The sequence below is a fragment of the Brevibacterium sp. genome (genome assembly GCF_031179145.1).
Lineage (GTDB): Bacteria > Actinomycetota > Actinomycetes > Actinomycetales > Brevibacteriaceae > Brevibacterium.
Genome location: NZ_JAPSIB010000017.1, coordinates 1 through 19,324, shown reverse-complemented (window position 1 = coordinate 19,324; position 19,324 = coordinate 1). Strand labels below are relative to the sequence as shown.

Here is a 19,324-nt window from a genome sequence, read left to right as displayed (position 1 = left end):
CGGAGCTCCGGTTGGACCGGCTCGCCGAGGCGGGGGCGGCGGAGGCGTTCTGCTCAGTGGTCACAGGGTTTCCTTCTCATCGTCGGCGGCGAGGTGGGTCGGAGCGGGGATGTCGGGGTACGGGTCGACGTCGACTCCCGCGATGAAGTCGGCCGCGTGGCGGGCGCGGGCGAGCACCGAGTCCCTGTCGTAGCCGTAGGCGTTGACGTGGCCGACCTTGCGGCCGGGGCGGACGGACTTGCCGTAGAGGTGGACCTTGATCGCGGGATCATGGGCCATGACGTGGAAGTAGGGCTGGTAGAGGTCCTCGTGGTCGGCGCCGAGGACGTTGACCATCACCGACACCTCCTCCCGGGCGGCGGGGCTGCCGAGGGGGAGATCGAGGACGGCGCGCAGGTGCTGCTCGAACTGGCTGGTCACGGCCCCGTCCTGGGTCCAATGGCCGGTGTTGTGCGGGCGCATCGCGAATTCGTTGATGAGGAATCCCTCGGGAGTCTCGAACATCTCCATCGCCATCACGCCGGTGACGTCCAGCGCCCCCGCCACCTTGAGGATGGCTTCGGTGATCGCGGTGGCCTTGTCCGCGGGCAGCCCGGGGGCCGGGGCGATCGCCTCCTTGCACACTCCGTTCTGCTGCCACGTCTCGACGACGGGCCAGACCGCGGTCTGCCCCATCGGGGACCGGCCGACCATGACGGCGAGCTCGCGGGTGAAGTCGACCTTCTCCTCGGCGAGCAGCTGCGGCATCTCCTCCAGCCAGTCGCTCACCTCGGCGAGGTCCTCGATGACCCGCACACCTTTGCCGTCGTAGCCGCCGCGCGGGGTCTTGAGGATGAAGGGGAGGCCGACCCGCTCGGCGAACGCCTCGGCGTCGGCCACGGAGGTGATCGTCGCCCATGCGGGGTTGGGCAGGCCGAGGTCGTCCATCTTGGCCCGCATCAGGATCTTGTCCTGGGCGAAGATCAGAGCCTGGGGTCCGGGGCGGATCGCGTGGCCCGCCTCGGCGAGGGCCTGCAGGTGCTCCGGGGGCACGTGCTCGTGGTCGAAGGTCACGACGTCGACCGTCTCGGCGAAGGCCTTGAGGGTCGCGAAGTCCGTGTAGTCACCGACGGTCACCTCGCTGATGACCTGGGTGGCCGGGGCGTCCGCGGTCTCGGCGAGGACCGAGAAGCGAACGCCGAGGGCTTCAGCGGCAGGGGCAAGCATGCGTGCTAATTGGCCTCCGCCAATCACACCGATACGAGGAAAAGTCACGCTTCCCAGTCTATCGGTCGTCACCGCCTCCGGGATTGCCGAGCCCGGATGGCGAGTCGCACCCCGATGAAGGACTTACGATGGATCCGGGTCCGCTGCAGCCGAGCACAGTCGGCGCGGGAGGGAATCGGATCGACCGAACAGCCCGAGGAGGCACGATGGGACGCAGCCGCTCGGAGATCTTCCGGCTCGCGAAGTTCGGGACGGTCGGGAGCATCGCCTTCCTCGTCGACCTCAGCGTGTTCAATCTGCTGCTGTTCACCACCGACATCGGCCCGCTCATCCCCAAGGTCGTCTCCGTCGCCGCCGCCACCACCGTGTCATGGCTGGGGTCGAGGCATTGGACGTTCCGTGACGGGAAGACCGATCGTCCACTGCGCGAGGCCCTGGGCTTCTACCTCGTCAACGCCATCGGCCTGGCGATCGCCGGACTGTGCCTGGTCGTCTCCCATTACGTGCTGGGCTGGACCTCTCCCCTGGCCGACAACATCTCCGCCAACGTCGTGGGCGTGGGGTTGGGCAACGTCTTCCGCTACCTCATGTACCGCTTCGTCCTGTTCCAGGTGCCCGCCCACCGCAGCGCGCCGAGGCGCGAAGTCGTCGACCTCACGCGGGCCGACCTCGAACGAGCCGACCTCACACGACCAGGAGCGGGATCTGCAGTTCTCGAAGCGTCGTCGACCCATGATGGCCGATGAGCGCCAGCGCGGACGGTGACTCGTTGTCCGAGTCGACGACGGCGAAGTCCTCGTGGCAGATGACCATGACGTCACCGATGCGTCCCCGCACCCGCGCGTCGACGGGACCGAAGTAGCCGCGCTCGACCGCGGTCTGGCCCGACAGCACGAGGGCGCGCGAGCCGACTGTTTCGGTCCACGTGGCCAGCACGTCCGCCTCGGCGCCGGGCTGCGCATAGATATGGAGTGCCCGCGGTTCCCCGCCGAGGTGTCGCACGCCCTCGCGCAGCACCGGAACGTCGGCGACGTCGAGGCGCTCATCATGGGGAATGTCGACCATCCCGTGATCGGCGGTGACGATCATCGTCGAGTCCCCCGGCAGGTCGGCGGCCAGCTGGGAGAGCGCGAGATCGACGTGCTCGAGCTCCTCGGTCCACTGGGAGGAGTCGGAGCCGTGGACGTGACCGGTCTTGTCGAGGTTGCCCCAGTAGAGGTAGACGAGCCTGCGGCCGGGCGCGCGCACCTCGGCGACGGCCTGAGCGCAGCGCTCCTCGAGGGTCTTCGACGCCCGAAACCGGCCCCCGCGCAGGGAGGCGCGATTGAGTCCGCGCCCGGCGAACTTCGCCTCGCCGAGGCTGACGACGTCCACGCTCGCCGTGCTCAGCCGTTCGAACAGTGTCGCATCGGGCACCCAGGTGACCGGATCGACGTCGAGATCCCAGGTCAGCTGGTTGAACACGGCGTCCTTGGCGGGGTCGAGCACTCGGTAGCCGACGACTCCGTGACTGCCGGGCATCCGGCCGGTGGCCAGGGAGGACAGGGAGTTCGCGGTCGTAGACGGAAATCCGGCCGACAGCGTGCGCCGGCTGGACGCCAGCGTGCGGAAGAAGGGGGTGTACCCGCTGTACCTGATCAGCTGCTGCTCGCCCAGACCGTCGACGAGGACGACGATCGCGGTGCGCACTTCCCGGTCGAGGCCGAGCTGCTCGGCGCGTCTGCGGGTCTCCGGATCGAAGATCTCACCGGCGCCGAGGCTGAGCGCCGTGGCGGGGACGACGTCGGAGAGGATGGGCCCGGCGTAGTCGGGCGGTCCCATCAGGGCGCGGCCGGCGTCGGATTCGGCGTGGTCGGATTCGGCGTGGTCGGATTCGGCGTGGTCGACCGGCTCGGCAGCCATCAGCGCCGCGATCGCAGCCGGGCTTGGAACACCGCGGCGCGCAGCTTCGCGGAGAAGGCCGCGATCCGGTCCACGGCGTCCTGGCCCTCGGCCTCTGCGGACACGCGCAGCATGACGTCCTCGGAGTAGATCGATCCGCCGTAGCCGTGATCGCCCATGCAGTTGGGGTCGCCGCAGGCCTCGGGGAAGGCCTCGATCCGGCGGGCCGCACCCCAGGACAGGGTGAGCGAGACCTCGACCGGTTTGTCGCCTGGCTGGTAGGCGGCCGGGTCGGCGTACGTCCGGCCGACCATGACGGTGCCGAGGCGTTCGAGTTCGATGTCCTCGCTGCTGGTCACGGCCTTGGGCTTCGAACCGGGAGCGGCGTTGGGGTCGTCGTCGACGTGGGCGAGCAGCAGCCGGGTCTCGGTGAGCACGAACGCCGTGACGTGACGGTGGATCGATTCGATGTCGACGTGGGTGTCGATGTGGACGAAGTGGGCCAGAACCGGTTCGCCGAAGAGCGACTCGGCCAGGATTCCCTGCGTGAGTTGCGGGTAGTAGCCGGCCGACTGCAGATCAGAAACGAGAACTTCGGGTAGAGCCATATGTCCTATTGTGCCGTACCCGCGCGTGTTCTCCACAGCCAGGTCGTCGGGGACGGCGGAGCCTATGCTTGGACCATGGAGCATTATCCTCATGCCTGGGAAGCCGACGTCGTCCTGCGTGATGGCGGAACCGCGCACCTTCGCCCCATCGTCCCCTCCGACGCCGCGGCCCTGGCCCGGATGCACGAGTCCCAATCCCCCGAGTCGATCTACCTGCGCTTCTTCGCTCCTCTGCCCAAGCTGCCCAAGCGGGACCTCGACCGGTTCGTCAACGTCGACCACCATGATCGGGTGGCGCTGGTGATGACGATCGGCGCAGATATCATCGGCGTGGGCCGGTACGACAAGATCTCCGACACCGTGGCCGAGGTCGCCTTCAACATCGCCGACGCCCACCAGGGCCGCGGCGTCGGCTCGATCCTCCTCGAGCACCTCGCCGCCGCCGCCCGGGAGTCGGGGATCCAGCGCTTCACCGCCGAGGTGCTGCCCCAGAATCGGTCGATGCTCCAGGTGTTCCAAGCTGCCGGCTATGAGGTCTCCCGCGGCTTCGACGACGGCGTCGTCGCCGTCAACTTCGACATCGATCCCACCGCCCGCTCGATCGAGGTCCAGGCCTCCCGGGAGCACCGCGCCGAGTCCAAGAGCGTGCGCATGGTCCTCCACCCCTCCTCGGTGGTGGTGATCGGGGCCAGCCGCAAGCACAACTCCACCGGCAACCTCCTCATCCGCAACATCACCGCGGCGAACTTCACCGGCACGCTCTGGGTCGTCCACCCCGAGGTCGACCAGATCGCGGGCGTGCAGGCCTATCCGAGCCTGGCCGACCTGCCCGGGACCGCGGACCTCGCCGTCATCGCGGTGCCCGCGGCCTCCGCCACCGAGGTGGTCCAGGAGTGCGCCGCCCACGGGGTCAAGGCCGTGCTCGTCATCTCCTCCGGCTTCGCCGAGACCGGCGAGGCCGGCGCGGAGCTGCAGCGGCAGATGGTCTCGACCGCGCGGTCCTACGGGATGCGCGTGGTCGGGCCGAATTCGTTCGGCCTCGTCAACGAGGCCGAGGACATCTCGCTCAACGCCTCGCTCGCCCCGTTCCTGCCCGCCTCGGGGACGCTGGGTCTGTTCAGCCAGTCCGGGGCACTGGGCACGGCGCTCCTGGCCGCGGCGAAGAAGCGCGGCCTGGGCATCTCGACGTTCGTCTCCGCCGGCAACCGCGCCGACCTGTCGGGCAACGATGTGCTCCAGTACTGGGAGGAGGATCCGGCGACGCAGACGGTTGGGCTCTACCTCGAATCGATCGGCAATCCCCGTAAGTTCGCCCGCATCGCCCGCCGGGTCTCCCGCGTCAAACCCGTCATCGTCATCAAGTCCGACCTCACCGGCCGCGAGCTGCCGCCCGGGCACATGGTGCGCACGTCCTCGCTCGCCCCGCACACCCTCGATCAGGTTCTCGGCCAGGCCGGAGTCATCAGGGCCGACACGATCCACCAGCTCTTCGACCTCGCGCAGGTGTTCTCGACGCAGAAGCTGCCCGCCGGCCGGCGGGTGGGAGTCATCGGCAACTCGGCGGCGATGTCGACTCTGATCGTCCAGCGCGCCCGCGCCCAGGGCCTGCACATCGAGATCGAGCCGGTCTCCCTCCATCCCGAGGTCGAGGCCGGGACGTTCCGGGCCGAACTCGAAGCGATGTACGCCCATGCCGACGTCGACTCGGTCATCGTCATCTTCACCCCCTCGGCCGGCGCGGACGAGCGGGAGATCGCCGCCCACGTCGCCGAGGCGGCGGCCCGGTCACAGAAGACGACGGTGGCATGCTTCCTCGGCATCCACGGCGTTCAGGACGAGCTGACCACCCACCTGCCCGATGGCGAGGGCAATCGCAGGCCCTTCACGGTGCCCAGCTATGTCGGCCTCGAGGACGCGGTGTGGGCATTGGCCCGGGCCACCGAGTACTCCCGCTGGCGTGCCGCCGACCACGGGCGCTTCCTCGACATCGAGGACCTCGACGACTCAGGTGTGCGCGAAGTCATCGAATCCGCCCTTCCCGGTGCCGCCCCCGGCCGACCGGTGACCCTGGAGCGGGAGAAGGCCCGGGCTCTGCTCTCCTGCTACGGGATCGAGGTGCTGCCGTATCTCACGGCCGCCTCGGTGGACGAGGCGCTGCGGGCCGCGGAGACGATCGGCTACCCCGTGGCACTCAAGGCCGTGTCGACGACCCTGCGGCATCGGATGGAGCTCGGCGGGGTGCGGCTCAACATCGACGACCCGGCCGAACTGCGCGAGGACTTCCTCGCCATTCAGGACGTCATCCGCTCCATGGTCGGTGAGGAGGAGCCTCTAGTCGACATCCAGGCGATGGCGCCACCCGGGGTGCCATGCGTCATCCGCGCCGGCGAGGACCCGCTGCTGGGACCGCTGCTCTCCTTCTCCCTGGCCGGAGACACCACGGAGCTGCTCGGCGACGTCCAGCACCGCGTGGCACCGCTGACGGACAAGGACGCCGCCGACATGATCCGATCGGTCAAGGCCTCGCCGCGATTGTTCGGCTACCGCGGACTGCCACCGGTCAACATCGAGCCGCTGAAGAACGTGCTCGAACGGCTGTCCGTCCTCGTCGAACGCCACCCGCAGATCGCCGAACTCGAGATCAACCCGATCGTCGCCACCGCAACGGACGCGCACCTGCTCAGCGTGCGGATCGAAGTGCTGCCCGACCCGACTCGGATCGATTCGACAAGGAGACTTCTCGGATAGTGCCGAGTCGCGCCTATTGGTAGCCCAGACGCAGTCTTTGGCCCTGCTGTGCACCGATAATTGGGAACAGGCTGGCAGAACGAAGAAAGTTGGCGCGTCTTATACCAATCACTACGCTCAAAGGGTAATGTCAGTATCCGTTCACGCACGAAACGTTATGAATTTGTGCTGAAAGCCCGACCTGACCGTTTGGTCACTCACCTGAAATGGCATCCGACTTCGAGGTGCCGAAAGAGAGCGAGGCCTCAAGAATATGATCTCCCGTAGGGACGTCGTCACGGACTCCGCCATTGCCGTCGTTGCAGAACAGGGAGTCCGTGGACTCACCCACCGTGCTGTCGACGCGCTGGCGGAGCTGCCCGTCGGCTCCACCTCCAACGTCTACCGCACCCGCGACGCCCTGATCACCGGGATCATGGAACGGATCGGCGAACTCAACGCCCTTCAGCTCGAGCGGCTGCCCCACACGCAGCAGACCTCCGACAGGTCCCCCGGGGATCTGGCCGTCGATTTCTGCATGAACTGGCTGACCACCGACCGCAGCAGGTTCTACGCGATGGTCATGCTCAGCCTCGACCCCGCCCTGCCGAGCGAGGCCCAGGCGGCCAAGGAGAAGAACCTGCGCCACTTCGAGGAGTTCGTCGTCCGCGTGGGCGGCGTCAGCGAAGAGGTCGCACACCGGGTCAACGCCGCGATCATGGGTGTCATGGTCTGCGAACTCATGGCCGGCACCGCCAACCGGGAGAACCTCGACGGGTATGTCAAGGACGTCCTCCAGTGGATGCAGGAGCACACCACCGCCGCCTGAACCGACGACACGACACCGCGACGGGAGCCCCTTGCCCGGTAGAACTCAAATAGAACGCTAGAATCGACGGGTGCCGCGCAAGCCTGCCCGCCGGGGCAGGGCGGCCCAACTGGTCCCGTTCGTGCGCGTGAAGGAGTTCCATGACCGCAGGCAGAGTCATCGACGTCGACGTGTCGGCCGAGATGGAGAGTTCGTTCCTCGAATACGCCTATTCGGTCATCTACTCCCGTGCCCTGCCGGACGCTCGTGATGGTCTCAAGCCGGTGCAGCGCCGCATCGTCTACCAGATGGGCGACATGGGGCTGCGCCCCGACCGCGGGCACGTGAAGTCCTCGCGCATCGTCGGCGACGTCATGGGCAAGCTCCACCCACATGGCGACACTGCGATCTATGACGCCCTGGTCCGGATGAGCCAGGACTTCATCATGCGGGTGCCCCTCGTCGACGGGCATGGCAACTTCGGCTCCCTCGACGACGGCCCGGCGGCTCCCCGGTACACCGAGGCGCGCCTGACTGACGCGTCGATGAAGATGATCGCCGGCCTCGACGAGGACGTCGTCGACTTCATCGGCAACTACGACAACACCCTGACCCAGCCGGAGGTCCTGCCCAGCGCCTTCCCGAACCTGCTCATCAACGGGGCCTCGGGCATCGCGGTGGGCATGGCGACGAACATGGCTCCGCACAACCCGGGTGAGGTCATCGCCGCCTGCTGCCACCTCATCCGCAACCCCGAGGCGACCCTGGCCGAGCTGATGCGCTTCATCCCCGGCCCCGACCTGCCCAGCGGCGGACGGATCATCGGACTCGATGGGGTCCGGGAGGCCTACGAGACCGGGCGCGGCACGTTCCGCACCCGGGCGACCGCCTCGATCGAGAACATCAACGCCCGACGCAAGGGCATCGTCGTCACCGAACTGCCCTTCCTCGTCGGCCCGGAGAAGGTCGTCGCCAAGGTCAAGGACGCCGTCGGGGCGAAGAAGCTCATGGGCATCGCCTCGATCGACGACTACTCCGACCGCAAGAACGGCCTGCGCCTGGTCATCGGGATCAAGAACGGCTTCAACCCCGAGGCGGTGCTCGCCGAACTCTACCGGCAGACTCCCCTCGAAGAGTCCTTCGGCATCAACAACGTCTGCCTCGTCGAGGGCCAGCCGAGGACCCTGGGTCTGCGCGAGCTCCTCACCGTCTACCTCGCCCACCGCATCGACGTCGTCCGCCGGCGCACCGTGTTCCAGCTCGGCAAGGCCAAGGACCGCCTCCACCTCGTCGAGGGTCTGCTCATCGCGATCCTCGACATCGACGAGGTCATCCAGCTGATCCGCTCCTCCGACGACGCCGCCACGGCTCGCGGGCGGCTGATGGACGTCTTCGAACTCTCCGAGCTGCAGGCGACCTACATCCTCGATCTGCAGCTGCGTCGCCTGACGAAGTTCTCCCGGCTCGAGCTCGAGGCTGAGCGTGACGAGCTGAAGAAGCGCATCGAGTACCTCGAGGGTCTTCTCGCCGATGAGGCACAGCTGCGCGAACTCGTCGCCACCGAACTCGAGGCGACGGCCGAGGTGATCGGTTCGCCGCGGCGCACCGTCCTCATCGAGGGTTCGATGAAGGAGCTGTCCGCCAAGGGGAAGAAAGGCCCCGCGGACCTGACGATCGCCGACTCGCCCTGCCGGGTGCTGCTGTCGACCTCCGGGCGCATCGCCCGGACGAACGACGCTTCTGGTCTGCCGCGAACGGGCAAGCGTGCCAGCCATGATGCTCTGGCCGCCGAGGTGGTCGCCACCACCCGCGGCAAGATCGGGGCCTTGACCTCGACAGGGCGGGTCCAGATCATCGACGTCGTCGACCTGCCGGCCCTGCCCCCGGCCGCCGTGCGTCCGACCGTCGCCGGCGGTGTGAAGATCGCCGAGTACATGGGGCTGCCGAAGACCGAGAAGGTCATCGGCCTCATCGACCTCGACCGCGAATTCGTCATCGGCACCGCCGCCGGCGTCGTCAAACGCGTGTCGGTGGCAGCGAAGCCGAACAAGGACGACTGGGACGTCATCAGTCTCAAGGGCACGGACTTCGTCATCGGCGCCTCCCAGCCCGAGGACATCGATGAGTCCCTGGCGGTGTTCGTGACGTCGAACGCGCAGCTGCTGGCCTTCGACGCCTCAGGACTGCGTGCGCAGGGTTGGAGCGCCTCCGGCGTGGCCGGCATCAAACTCGCAGCCGAGGCGCAGGCCATCTTCTTCGGCGTGGTGCCCAAGGACGCTGCCGAGAAGTCAGAGTCCGACGGGTCGGGCGGCACCATCGGCTCGTACAAGGTGGTGACGATCGCCAGTGGAGAGAACTTCTACGGAGCGCCCTCGTCGTCGATCAAGGTCACGGAGTTCTCCGAGTTCCCGACCAAGGGACGCGCCACCTCGGGTGTGCGCGCCCACCGGTTCCTCAAGGGTGAGACCGAGCTGTCCCTGGCATGGGTGGGCGATTCCCCGCAGGCCGCGGCTCAGGCCGGTGGCGCCCGGACCCTGCCCATCGAATGCTCGCGACGCGACTCCACCGGCTCGCCGCTGGAATCGAAGATCGACGTCGTCGGCACGGTGCCACTGGTGGGTGGAGGTGCTGGAGACGACAGCTCCGACCCTCGGGCTGCGGACGCTGCTGGGGTCGCCGACGCTGCGGAGGTTGCGGGCCGGCAGGGCACGCAGGGCCTGGCGACGAGCTTCGACGAGCTTGAGCTCGACCTCGATGAGGCGAAGGAGGAGATCGCCCGGGCGAAGATGGACACCGACGACGTGGTCATCGTCTCCCGCGACGACGACGAGGACGACTCAGCGCTGTTCTGATCAGGCAGGTGCAGACCGCGTCCTGCGAGCTCAGCCCTCGTCCTCGATGTCGAGCTGCATCCGGGCCGCGGTTCCGCGGGTCATCTTCCGCACACCCGTCTCCCCCAGCCCCTGCAGAGTCAGCGACTCGCGCGGTTCGAACACGTAGGCGTCCGAGGTCGAGAGCACCCTGGCGGTCTCTTCGTCGGTGTAGATGGTGCCCGGTTCCGCCACTGCGGTCAGGCGCGCAGCAAGATTGACGCTTGACCCGAAGATGTCGCCGAGGCGTGAGAGAACCCGCCCCCAGGCGAGGCCGACGCGGGCCTGCGGCAGCTCCTCCTCCGCCGTCACCCTCTCCATCAGCGTCATCGCGATCTCCGCGCCGGCGGCGGGAGTCTCGGCGGCGAAGAACACCTCGTCGCCGACGGTCTTGATCACGCGTCCGCCGCCCGTGGCGACGATGTTGTAGGCCATGCCCTGGAACTTCTGCACCATGTTGGCCAGCTGCCTGGGCTCCATCTTCTGCGACAGTCGGGTGTAGGAGACGAGGTCGATGAACCCCACGGCACGGGCCAAGGGCATCGACGAGTCGTACCAGCCCTGCCGGTTGTCCATGGCCAGACCATGCGAGACGTTGACGTTGAGTCGGCCCATCGCCTCGGCGAGGTTGCGTCGCCACGAATACGTGAGCATCCGCTGCAGCGGGTCGATCATCTCCTCGAGGACCTGCAGCGCATCCCGACGGGCCTCGGGGTCGGTCAGGCCCTTCTCCTCGGTGAGGAATTCGACCAGGGTCTCCATCTGCCACACGACGAGGCGGTCCGTGGTCTGGCCGATCGCCCGGGCCAGGGACAGGGCGGTGTCCTGGTCGATGAGCCCCTCGGCGACGGGCTTCGCCCAGATGCGCAGGGCGTGGGCGTCGGAGACGGTGTACGCCTTCTCGTCCTCACCCGCCTGCGGCATGCCGAGCGCCCGCCACATCTTGCGCGCCGAGACCGTCGAGATGCCGCCGAGCTTCGCCGCCTCCCGACGATCGAGCACCCGCTTGCCGTCGAGCAGGATCTCTTCGAGCCGCTCGGCCGCGCTGCGGGTCTCGTAGACGGTGTCGTCCTCGGCGTCGACGACTGCTTCGAGTGCTGCGGTGCGCGGATCCTTCTGCAGTCCGCCCGCGAAGTCCCCGTCATCGTGGCTCGGGTCGACCGCTGCCGGGGTCTCCGCGACGACCGGCATCGCCATGGTCGCAGCGGCAGGTTCGGCAGGCGCGGAAGGCGAGGAAGGAGCAGCGCTGCGCTCGTCGGAGGTGCCGACGTCCTCGATGTCATCGCTGTCGTGGGCAGCACTGCCGTCGGCGGCACTGCGATCGTCGGCAGTCCTGTCGTCGGCAGTCAACTGCGCTTCGTCGGGCGACCTGGTTTCGGCGGTCGGCGAACCGGCCTTGTCCGCGTGCGCGGCGTCGGCCTGCGCAGCGCCCGCCTGCGCAGTGTCAATCTGTGGAATGTCCTCGTCAGCCTCCGGGGAGTCGCCTTGTCGACCACCCAGGCGTGGATTCGGGCTTTCGGTCATCCGGCAGTCCTCAGATGGTGCACATCGCCGGCGCTGTACGAACGGTCGCCGTCGAGGATGAGGTCTCCCCCGGCATCGAGACCCGTGGCCCTGCCTATGACACTCGTGCCGTCGGGGCGCTCGACCCTGACCTGTGATCCGAGCGTCACCATGTTCGCACGCACCTTCTCGGCCGCAGCGCTGCTGCTGAAATCCGAATCACCATTGTCGATCAGCTCCTGATAGGCAGGGATCAGTGTGGCCAGGATCGACACTAACAAGTCCTCATGATCAATCTCTGAGCCGTCGGTGCCCTTCTCGATGGCCAGGGAGCTGGCGGTCTCGCGCGGCAGGTCTGCTGATGACAGTCGCGTGTTGATCCCCATCCCGAGGATGATCCGCGGTCCGGCGGGAAGCGTCTCGATGCGGGCCAGGATCCCGCAGAGTTTCTTCCCCTCCACGGTCAGTACGTCGTTGGGCCACTTGAGCACGGCGGGAACGCCCGCCTCGGAGATCGCGGACCGCACCGCCTCACCCGCGAGCAGCGGGATCCAACCCCAGGAGTCGAACACGGCGCCCGGAGTCAGCAGGAGCGAGAACGTCAGGGAGCGCCGTGCCGGCACGGTCCAGGTCCGGCCCAATCGTCCGTGGCCGGCGTTCTGGTGATCGGTGCCGTGCACGGTGAACTGCGCGGGCAGCTCGGCGGGGCCGTCGGCGGTGCTCACGGTGCGGGTGAAGTCGGCGGGCGCCTCGGCGAGGGTGGACGCGCCGGTGACGAGAGCAGCCAGTTCGTCGTTGGTCGAGGGGCACGTGTCGTCCCAGATCGCGGTGGGGATGCTCAGGCCCTGAGCGGCGGCTTTGCGGCGGAGGGAGTCGACATCGACGAGGAAGGAGGTGTGTTGGCTGTTCACCAGTCCACTTTAGATTCTTTTGGCGGGAGTGCACAATGAACTCGCCGCGCCTCGTTATGGTGGAGCTATGACGGAAACCCCTCGGACCACAGCTGAGCGCATCGACGCCTTCCTCCAGCGCCGCGACGCGGCCCATCGCGGCAATGAGAAGGCGGTGGAGAGCCAGCACAAGCGCGGAAAGCAGACCGCTCGGGAACGCATCGAGCAGCTCCTCGATGAGGATTCGTTCCAGGAGATCGACGAGTTCGCCCGCCATCACAACCACCAGTTCGGGATGGAGAACAACCGGCCCGACGGCGACGGCGTCGTCTGCGGGCTGGGCACGATCGACGGCAAGACCGTGGCCGTGTTCGCCCATGACTTCACCGTCCTCGGTGGATCGCTCGCCGAGGCGAACGGTCGCAAGATCGTCAAGGTGCAGAAGCTCGCGCTCAAGCTCGGCTGCCCGATCATCGGCATCAACGACTCCGGCGGCGCCCGGATCCAGGAGGCCGTCGGCTCGATCGCCCTGTTCGCGGAGATCTTCCGCCTCAACGTCGCCTCCTCGGGCGTGATCCCGCAGATCTCCCTGATCATGGGCCCCTCGGCCGGCGGCGCCGTCTACTCGCCGGCGCTGACCGACGTCACGATCATGGTCGACAAGACCAGCCACATGTACATCACCGGGCCCGACGTCATCAAGACCGTCACCGGTGAGGAGGTCGGCCACGAGGAGCTCGGCGGCGGCCGGACGAACAACACGGTCTCCGGCAACGCCCACTACCTCGCCTCCGACGAGGAGGACGCGCTCAACTATGTGCGCGACCTGCTCTCGTTCCTGCCGCAGAACAACCTCGACCCCGCCGATGCCGACGAGTTCGAATCCGACCTCAGCCTCACCCCCGAGGACGAGGCGCTCGACACCCTGATGCCGGATTCGCCTTCGCAGCCTTACGACATCCTCGACGTCGTCACCACCGTCCTCGACGATGGCGAGTTCCTCCAGGTCTCCGAGCTCTTCGCCCCCAATGTCGTCACCGGCTTCGGCCGCGTCGAAGGGGTCAGCGTCGGCGTCATCGCCAACCAGCCGATGCAGCTGGCGGGCACTCTCGACATCGACGCCTCGGAGAAGGCCGCCCGCTTCGTGCGCATGTGCGACGCCTTCAACATTCCCATCCTCACCTTCGTCGACGTCCCCGGTTTCCTGCCCGGCACCGACCAGGAGTACGGCGGCATCATCCGCCGCGGCGCGAAGCTCATCTACGCCTACGGCGAGGCGACCGTTCCCCTGATCACGCTGATCACCCGCAAGGCCTACGGCGGTGCGTACTGTGTGATGGGGTCGAAGCAGCTGGGCGCCGACATCAACCTGGCCTGGCCCAGCGCGCAGATCGCGGTCATGGGCGCCCAGGGTGCCGCGAACATCGTCCACCGACGCAAGCTCAAGGCCGCCGAGGAGGCAGGAGAGGACGTCGAAGCGCTGCGGTCCGAACTCATCCAGGACTACGAAGATGCCCTGCTCAACCCGTACCTGGCCGCCGAGGAAGGCTACATCGACGCCGTCATCAAGCCGAGCGAGACCCGCAACCGGATCGTGCGGGCCCTGCGGGCGCTGAAGAACAAGCACGTTGACGCCCCAGCGCGCAAGCACGGTAACATCCCCCTATGAGCGAGGACGCGCAGACCAACGCGAGCGTGGTCAGGGCCCATGACGGCGCACCGGTGACCGAGGAGATGGCCAGTGCGGCGGCAGTGGCCGCGGTCGTCGCGATTCGTCAGGTCGCCGCCGCCTATGCGGCTCATCAGGCCACCGTGCACGCGCAGCTGGAGACCAAGAAGCACGACCGCGCCGGCTTCAACGCGCCCCGGCGCAATGTCCGCAAGCGCCTGCCGCTGACCTGGACATCGAGGTAGAGCGAGCCGCCGAGGTGATGCCGCCCCTGCTCAGGTGAAGCCCGTTCGGGTGAAGCGCGCTCAGCTGAAGCGCGCTCAGTACCCGAGCTTCGCGTTGGCCAGGACCGGGATCGCCTCGGCGGCCTCATCGGCGACCGAGAGGTCGACGTCGACGATCTCCAGTGCCTCCTCGCCGCCGAGTTCGACCACGATCCGTCCGAAGGGATCGACGACGAGGCTGTGGCCCACCCCGGTCGGACCCTTCTTCGGGACGTCAACCCCGGTGACCTGCGGATCGGCCTGTCCGAGGGCGACGATGAACATGTTGGAATCGAGCGCGCGCGCCTGGGCCAGCACCTGCCACTGCTCGACCTTCCCGGGACCTGCTCCCCACGACGCGGAGACGATGGCGAGCCGCGCACCGCGGCGGCTCACCTCGGCGAAGAGCTTGGGGAATCGGATGTCGTAGCAGATCGTCAGACCCACCGGCTCACCGTCGACGTCGATGAGGAAGGGCTCCTCGCCGGGCACGACGGTGTCGGATTCCTTGAAGCCGAAGGCGTCGTAGAGGTGGATCTTCGCGTATTCGCTGCGCCTGCCGTCCGGAAAGTAGGCGGCGAGCAGGTTGATGACCTTGTCGCCCCTCGCGGCGAACTCGCCCACGATGACGGCGATGCGGGTCTCGGTGGCCAGGTTCGCAAGCGACGCCTGCCACGACTGCAGGTGCTCATCGGCCTGATCGCGCAGCCCCCGGTGGAACGCCGACATCGTCGCCTCGGGGAACACGACGAGTTCGGCGCCGGAGGCAGCGGCCCGGCGTGCGTGGTCCTCGACCTTGGCCAGGTTATCCGCAACGTCCGTGGTGGAGTTGATCTGCGCAAGTGCGATTCTCATGGACCGTCCTCTGACTGTGGAGTGCAGGTGGCGCTGCACCGCATTGACATCGCCGAGGTGGTGGTGGCCTCGGCCTCTTCATTCCAGGCTATCGCGAGCGCCGGTCCTGCGGTACCCGCGAGCACCGCCTCAGCCGAGGAACTCCCGGCCGGGGCGCCCGCCCCGATAGCGGCCATGGACCCAGTAGTAGACGAACGTGGCGAGGACGACGAGACCGGCGCAGAGCATGAACATCCCCGACCCGCCGGTCAGTGGCATGAGCGCGCCGAGGATGATCGGACCGATGCCGGACCCGGCGTCGAGGAGCAGGAAGAACGACGATGTCGCGACCGGCACCCGGGACATGTCGACGGACTTCACGGTGATGGCCTGGGCGCAGGGCATCAGGGAGCCGAAACCCAGACCGATGAGGACGCCCGCGACGATGATGCCGGTCATGGTCGGCACGAGAGCCAGGAGGACATTTCCGGCGATGTTGAGCAGCAGCACCGGGAAGATGACGACGTTGTCGCCGAGCAGGTCCTGGATCCGCCCGACGAACAAGCGGGCGACGAGGGAGGCCACGGCGTAGGCGACGAAGAAGAGGGAGGCCGCGGATGCGACCCCGTTGTCCTCGGCGTAGCCGGCGAGGAACACCAGGGCCGCGGCATAGGCCGTTCCGGCGATGAGCATGATCAGGCCGATCCGCAGGCCCACCGGGTCGACGAGCGTGCTCAGCTGCAGGCGCCATTTGCTCTCGCGCTGGGCTGCGGTGACCTCCTGCTCGGGCAGCCTGATGACGAAGCACAGCAGCAGCGCGATCACCGACATCACCGCGGAGGCGATGAAGAGCATCGGGAAGTCGAACTCGCGCGGCAGGACCACGCCGAGGTACGGCCCGAGGGCGGTGGACAGGGTCGTCGCGGTGCCGAAGTAGCCGGTGCCCTCGCCTCGGCGGGAGGAAGGGATGATCGACTGGATCGCGGTCATGATCGCGGTGTTCCCAGTCCCGAAGGCGACTCCGTGGATGAGCCGGACTGCGATGAGCAGGGCCAGGGAGTCGGCGGCGAGGTAGGCGAAGGAGGCGAGGACGAAGGCAGCCATGGAGATGATGAGCAGCTTCTTGCGCCCGATGAAGTCAAGGTACTTGCCGGTGAGGATGCGGGACACGACGGCGCCGACGATGAAACCCGAGGAGGCGAATCCGGCGGCCGCGTCACCGGCCGAGAACCGCACCACCGCATATCCGGCCATTGAGGTCATGAGCAGGTAGAACACCATCGCCATGGTGAGGTTGAGGCCGATGCCGACGATGAAGTCCTTGGTCCACAGCTGTGCTTGCGCCACTGATCTCCCATCTCACAACCCGCTCGTCATTGGTCCTCGGCAGATTCCCGCGAGAACCTGTCCATGTTATCGGCACCCGCACGGCGGTCGTTCTTCTCCGGCGGTGATCTTCCTCGCCGTACGCTCGTCCCGGAGGGTTCCTCCTCATCGCGGCCCCGCCACCTGGAACGACTGTGTCTCAGGTCATATAGAGTGAGTCCATGACCCAGACCAGAATCCCCTCGGCCATCGACGCGGTGGCAGAAGCGCACGTCGACGGATCCCTCGCCCTGTCCCCCTCGCTGGCCCTCTACCTCGGCCTCGACGGGGCCACGGGCTTCGACGACTACTCCCCCGCCGGCCTCGCCGCGAAGAACGACCTCACGGTGGCGACCCTGGCCAGGCTCGCCGAGGCGGAGCGGACCGCGGACTTCGTCGACGACGTCGATCTCGTCACCCTCGACGCGATGCGCGAGCGCCTGGGCGTCGACAGGGAGCGCTACGAAGCCGGACTCGACCACTCGAGCCTCAACGTCATCGCCTCTCCCCTGCAGGAGATCCGCGACGCCTTCGACCTGCTCCCCACCGAGACGTCCGAGAACTGGGCGACCGTCGACACCACGCTGGCGGCTGTGCCGAACTCCCTGGCCGGATACCAGGAGTCCCTGCGCCTGGCCCAGAGCGGCGGCCAGGTGGCCGCCCGGGTCCAGATCGAGAAGGTCGCCCAGCAGGCCGAGGACCTGTCCCAGCCGGGCAGCAGCTTCGACACACTCGTCGAGGGTGCGACCGCTGCGCCCGGTGACCTCCGCCGCCGACTGTCCACCCATGCCGAGGCGGCTCGAGAGTCCTTCGCGCAGCTGGCCGAATTCCTCCGCGCCGAGCTCCTCCCCGGCGCACCGGAGAACGAAGCCTGCGGCAGGGAGGCCTATGCCCTGCACTCCCGCAGCTTCCTCGGTGCGAGCGTCGACTTCGACGAAACCTACGCCTGGGGTCTCGAGGAGCTCGCCCGCATCGACGCCGAGCAGCGCGCGGTCGCGGCGACGATCAACCCCGACGCCGACCTGTTCGAGGTCATGGACCAACTGAACAAGGACCCGCAGCGGACTCTGCACGGCACTCAGGCGCTGCGCGACTGGATGCAGGAAGTCGCCGACGAGGCGATCTCCGAACTCGGCAGATCGCATTTCGACATCCCCGAACCAGTGCGCACCATCGAATGCATGATCGCGCCGTCGACGACCGGCGGAATCTACTACACGGGCCCCACCGACGACTTCTCCCGCCCGGGCCGCATGTGGTGGTCGGTGCCCGAGGGCGTCACCGAGTTCGCCACCTGGCAGGAGAAGACGACCGTGTACCACGAGGGCGTGCCCGGTCATCACCTCCAGGTGGGCCAGGCCACGTACGTCTCCGACACCCTCAACCGGTGGCGCCGTCTCATGTGCTGGGTGTCCGGGCACGGCGAGGGCTGGGCGCTCTACGCCGAAAGGCTGATGGCCGACCTCGGCTACCTCGATGATCCCGCCGACTACCTCGGAATGCTCGACTCGCAGCGCCTGCGCGCGGCTCGTGTCGTCCTCGACATCGGATTCCACCTCGGACTCGAGGCTCCCGAGAGCCTCGGCGGGGGGATCTGGAACCGGGAGAAGGCCTGGCAGTTCCTCACCGACAACGTCGCCATGGACCGCAGCTTTCTCGCCTTCGAGCTCGACCGCTACCTCGGTTGGCCCGGACAGGCGCCGAGCTACAAGATCGGCCAGCGCCTGTGGGAGCAGTTCCGCGACGAGGCGAAGGCCGAACAGGGGACCGATTTCGACCTCAAGGCGTTCCACACGAAGGCACTGGGGCTGGGCTCCGTCGGACTCGACACCCTGGGCCGGGCAATGAAGCGGTAGGGCGGGTCGTGAAGGCTGACCTGTCGGCGGTGACCGGCACCCGGTTCAGAATTCGGCCGTTCCCGACAGGACCACCTCTGCGCGTCCTCCGACCCACAGCCTGTCGTCGGCGCAGCTGATGCGGATGCGCCCCTTTCTGCCGATCGCGGTTCCCTGAGCCGCCGTGAACGGGGCATCGGCGCGTCCTGTGGAGATCAGCCATTCCGCCGCCGCAGCGTTCAAGCTCCCCGTCACCGGGTCCTCGCGCAGCGGCTCGCCGCTTTCAGTGAAGAAGGCACGCAGCTCGAAGGCTGTTTCCGCCTCGGGGCGGTGGGCTCCGATGACGCCGATGTCCCAGCGCTGCGGATGCGCCGAGGCGTCCGGTCGCAGCCCGAGAACCGTATCAGCGCTGTCGAGAAGCAGACCCACCCAGCCGGGACCGTTGTCGAGCCACTCGGCGTCGAGTACCTGCGTCTCGTCGACTCCGAGGATGTCGATGAGGGTTTCGAGCAACTGGGGGTCGACGGCACCGGAGCGCAGTCGTTCGGGCGCGGAGAACGACAGCAGGTCACCGTCGATGCGCACCGGCACCAGCCCGGCAACGCATTCCTGCACCACCACGCGTGGTTCCTGCGGCACTCCCCCGGCGTCGAGCCAGGCCCGCGCCGTTCCCAGAGTCGGGTGGCCGGCGAAGGGCAGCTCAGTGTTGAGGCTGAAGATCCGGACCCGGTAGTCGGCGCCCGGCACGGTCGGAGGAAGGACAAAAGTGCATTCTGACAGGTTCGACCAGACCGAGAACCGTCGCAGGCTCTCGTCGTCGAGTCCTTCCCCATCGAGGATCACCGCCACCGGGTTGCCCGTACAG

The 19,324-nt window shown here is 67.7% G+C and carries 15 protein-coding genes; 7 read left to right on the top strand and 8 right to left on the bottom strand.

What is annotated here, in order from left to right:
- Positions 1–60 precede the first annotated feature (60 nt).
- Positions 61–1,206, bottom strand: coding sequence for a 5-(carboxyamino)imidazole ribonucleotide synthase (locus RIT73_RS12730; RefSeq protein WP_309132524.1), 1,146 nt, complete (start codon positions 1,204–1,206; stop codon positions 61–63).
- A gap of 206 nt (positions 1,207–1,412) precedes the next feature.
- On the opposite strand from RIT73_RS12730, the gene RIT73_RS12725 reads away from it, so the two are divergent.
- Positions 1,413–1,952 (top strand): GtrA family protein, encoded by a 540-nt coding sequence (locus tag RIT73_RS12725; RefSeq protein ID WP_309132454.1) that lies wholly within the window; start codon positions 1,413–1,415, stop codon positions 1,950–1,952.
- Here RIT73_RS12725 and RIT73_RS12720 read toward each other — a convergent pair.
- A complete protein-coding gene (locus tag RIT73_RS12720; RefSeq protein ID WP_309132453.1) occupies positions 1,891–3,108 on the bottom strand; it encodes an alkaline phosphatase family protein in 1,218 nt (405 codons plus the stop codon). The genes RIT73_RS12725 and RIT73_RS12720 overlap by 62 nt on opposite strands.
- Positions 3,108–3,695, bottom strand: a complete 588-nt coding sequence (locus RIT73_RS12715; RefSeq protein ID WP_309132452.1) for a DUF5998 family protein — start codon at positions 3,693–3,695, stop codon at positions 3,108–3,110. Before RIT73_RS12715 ends, RIT73_RS12720 begins: the two co-directional genes overlap by 1 nt.
- A gap of 75 nt (positions 3,696–3,770) precedes the next feature.
- On the opposite strand from RIT73_RS12715, the gene RIT73_RS12710 reads away from it, so the two are divergent.
- The 3 genes from RIT73_RS12710 to RIT73_RS12700 all read left to right on the top strand — a co-directional run bounded on the left by RIT73_RS12710 (position 3,771) and on the right by RIT73_RS12700 (position 10,082).
- Entirely contained in the window at positions 3,771–6,443 is a 2,673-nt protein-coding gene (locus RIT73_RS12710) for a GNAT family N-acetyltransferase (protein WP_309132451.1), read from the top strand.
- 253 nt (positions 6,444–6,696) lie between these two features.
- Positions 6,697–7,251 carry a TetR family transcriptional regulator gene (locus tag RIT73_RS12705; protein ID WP_309132450.1) on the top strand — a complete coding sequence of 185 codons (555 nt, stop codon included), beginning with the start codon at positions 6,697–6,699 and terminating at the stop codon, positions 7,249–7,251.
- A 140-nt stretch (positions 7,252–7,391) separates the two neighbouring features.
- Positions 7,392–10,082 (top strand): DNA topoisomerase IV subunit A, encoded by a 2,691-nt coding sequence (locus RIT73_RS12700; RefSeq protein WP_309132449.1) that lies wholly within the window; start codon positions 7,392–7,394, stop codon positions 10,080–10,082.
- Between the two features lie 30 nt (positions 10,083–10,112).
- On the opposite strand, the gene RIT73_RS12695 is transcribed toward RIT73_RS12700, so the two are convergent.
- Positions 10,113–11,624, bottom strand: a complete 1,512-nt coding sequence (locus RIT73_RS12695; protein ID WP_309132448.1) for an adenylate/guanylate cyclase domain-containing protein — start codon at positions 11,622–11,624, stop codon at positions 10,113–10,115.
- On the bottom strand, positions 11,621–12,514 hold the full coding sequence (locus RIT73_RS12690; RefSeq protein WP_309132447.1) for a biotin--[acetyl-CoA-carboxylase] ligase: 894 nt from the start codon (positions 12,512–12,514) through the stop codon (positions 11,621–11,623). The genes RIT73_RS12695 and RIT73_RS12690 overlap by 4 nt, the downstream gene beginning before the upstream one ends.
- Before the next feature lie 67 nt (positions 12,515–12,581).
- On the opposite strand from RIT73_RS12690, the gene RIT73_RS12685 reads away from it, so the two are divergent.
- Together RIT73_RS12685 and RIT73_RS12680 are read left to right on the top strand one after the other, a co-directional pair.
- Positions 12,582–14,162, top strand: a complete 1,581-nt coding sequence (locus RIT73_RS12685; RefSeq protein WP_309132446.1) for an acyl-CoA carboxylase subunit beta — start codon at positions 12,582–12,584, stop codon at positions 14,160–14,162.
- Positions 14,159–14,407 (top strand): hypothetical protein, encoded by a 249-nt coding sequence (locus RIT73_RS12680; RefSeq protein ID WP_309132445.1) that lies wholly within the window; start codon positions 14,159–14,161, stop codon positions 14,405–14,407. The genes RIT73_RS12685 and RIT73_RS12680 overlap by 4 nt, the downstream gene beginning before the upstream one ends.
- 75 nt (positions 14,408–14,482) lie before the next feature.
- Here the strand turns inward: RIT73_RS12680 and RIT73_RS12675 are convergent, their stop codons facing one another.
- Together RIT73_RS12675 and RIT73_RS12670 are read right to left on the bottom strand one after the other, a co-directional pair.
- Positions 14,483–15,280 carry a carbon-nitrogen hydrolase family protein gene (locus tag RIT73_RS12675; RefSeq protein WP_309132444.1) on the bottom strand — a complete coding sequence of 266 codons (798 nt, stop codon included), beginning with the start codon at positions 15,278–15,280 and terminating at the stop codon, positions 14,483–14,485.
- 129 nt (positions 15,281–15,409) lie between these two features.
- Entirely contained in the window at positions 15,410–16,606 is a 1,197-nt protein-coding gene (locus RIT73_RS12670) for an MFS transporter (protein WP_309132443.1), read from the bottom strand.
- Positions 16,607–16,806: 200 nt separating this feature from the next.
- On the opposite strand from RIT73_RS12670, the gene RIT73_RS12665 reads away from it, so the two are divergent.
- On the top strand, positions 16,807–18,480 hold the full coding sequence (locus RIT73_RS12665; RefSeq protein ID WP_309132442.1) for a DUF885 domain-containing protein: 1,674 nt from the start codon (positions 16,807–16,809) through the stop codon (positions 18,478–18,480).
- A gap of 45 nt (positions 18,481–18,525) precedes the next feature.
- Here RIT73_RS12665 and RIT73_RS12660 read toward each other — a convergent pair.
- On the bottom strand, positions 18,526–19,324 hold a 799-nt coding region (locus tag RIT73_RS12660), incomplete at its 5' end, for a PhzF family phenazine biosynthesis protein (RefSeq protein ID WP_309132441.1).

Excerpts from the sequence above, each read along its gene's own strand:
- RIT73_RS12730 (WP_309132524.1), bottom strand. The coding sequence starts at position 1,206 with ATGCTTGCCCCTGCCGCTGAAGCCCTCGGCGTTCGCTTCTCGGTCCTC.
- RIT73_RS12725 (WP_309132454.1), top strand. The coding sequence starts at position 1,413 with ATGGGACGCAGCCGCTCGGAGATCTTCCGGCTCGCGAAGTTCGGGACG.
- RIT73_RS12720 (WP_309132453.1), bottom strand. The coding sequence starts at position 3,108 with ATGGCTGCCGAGCCGGTCGACCACGCCGAATCCGACCACGCCGAATCC.
- RIT73_RS12715 (WP_309132452.1), bottom strand. The coding sequence starts at position 3,695 with ATGGCTCTACCCGAAGTTCTCGTTTCTGATCTGCAGTCGGCCGGCTAC.
- RIT73_RS12710 (WP_309132451.1), top strand. The coding sequence starts at position 3,771 with ATGGAGCATTATCCTCATGCCTGGGAAGCCGACGTCGTCCTGCGTGAT.
- RIT73_RS12705 (WP_309132450.1), top strand. The coding sequence starts at position 6,697 with ATGATCTCCCGTAGGGACGTCGTCACGGACTCCGCCATTGCCGTCGTT.
- RIT73_RS12700 (WP_309132449.1), top strand. The coding sequence starts at position 7,392 with ATGACCGCAGGCAGAGTCATCGACGTCGACGTGTCGGCCGAGATGGAG.
- RIT73_RS12695 (WP_309132448.1), bottom strand. The coding sequence starts at position 11,624 with ATGACCGAAAGCCCGAATCCACGCCTGGGTGGTCGACAAGGCGACTCC.
- RIT73_RS12685 (WP_309132446.1), top strand. The coding sequence starts at position 12,582 with ATGACGGAAACCCCTCGGACCACAGCTGAGCGCATCGACGCCTTCCTC.
- RIT73_RS12680 (WP_309132445.1), top strand. The coding sequence starts at position 14,159 with ATGAGCGAGGACGCGCAGACCAACGCGAGCGTGGTCAGGGCCCATGAC.
- RIT73_RS12675 (WP_309132444.1), bottom strand. The coding sequence starts at position 15,280 with ATGAGAATCGCACTTGCGCAGATCAACTCCACCACGGACGTTGCGGAT.
- RIT73_RS12665 (WP_309132442.1), top strand. The coding sequence starts at position 16,807 with ATGACCCAGACCAGAATCCCCTCGGCCATCGACGCGGTGGCAGAAGCG.